This window comes from Pedobacter sp. (assembly GCF_041662865.1).
In the GTDB taxonomy this organism is placed as follows: domain Bacteria; phylum Bacteroidota; class Bacteroidia; order Sphingobacteriales; family Sphingobacteriaceae; genus Pedobacter.
Genome location: NZ_JBAZRL010000014.1, coordinates 67,646 through 68,522, shown reverse-complemented (window position 1 = coordinate 68,522; position 877 = coordinate 67,646). Strand labels below are relative to the sequence as shown.

The window sequence follows — 877 nt, the reverse complement described above, 5'->3', positions numbered from 1 at the left end:
GGTTTTGAGTATGGTAATGGAGAAGCTACTGCCAACGGGCACTTAGAGCAACTTACATTAGCAAAACCATTAATTTTAAAGGAATTCCCTGAAATTTATGTGCCAAAAGATACGATTAGAAAAGCGTTTACAGATCCTAAAGATTTACGTTTTAGCGTTGATCCATTAACTAATCTTTACCGTACTAATTACTTCACAAACTATGCTAGTGAACGTCCTTTGTTCAGTAAAATAAAAGTAGTGGGTGCTGCACAAACCAGTGGTGATCTTGCCTTTTTTACTTCGGCAGTATTGTTTACTAGAATTGAAGAAGTTACGCTATTAAGAGCTGAGGCTTTAGCAGTTTTAGGTTTACGCAATGATGCCATTAATGCTTTAAATCAGGCTTCAGCATTAAGAGGTACAGTTCCATATTTATCAAGTTCATCTGCAGATCTAGTAGATGCAATTTTTGCAGAGCGAAGAAGAGAGCTGATGGGCGAAGGTTGGCGTTGGTACGATTTGATTAGATACAACAAAATCAAAAAGAACAATGCATCATTTAACGCCTTAATCGCTAATGATGGTATTTATTGGCCAGTATCAAGAGATATTTTAAATGCCAACCCTCAAATTAAACAAAATCCTTATTGGAATTAGTGGTATAAATCATTCAAAATAAAGATGATAAATAGAAATAGAAAATTTTTGCAGTGGCCAGTTTTAGTATTGGTTTTAATAGGTATAACCTTTACTGCATGTAAAAAGGACTCGGAGTTTTACGATTATGAAAATAATGTAAAAGAATTTAACGGCACTGTGATGCAATATTTGGAGGCTCAACCACCAAGTACATTTGATTCGCTCTTGTTGGTTTTAAATCGATTACCTGATTTAA

The 877-nt window shown here is 34.7% G+C and carries 1 protein-coding gene and 1 pseudogene; both read left to right on the top strand.

Annotated elements, in window-relative coordinates; all coding sequences use genetic code 11:
* On the top strand, positions 1 to 639 hold a 639-nt coding region (locus tag WC622_RS07110), incomplete at its 5' end, for a RagB/SusD family nutrient uptake outer membrane protein (protein WP_372818636.1).
* Positions 640 to 663: 24 nt separating this feature from the next.
* Positions 664 to 877, top strand: a pseudogene (locus WC622_RS07105) (hypothetical protein); the annotation flags it as partial.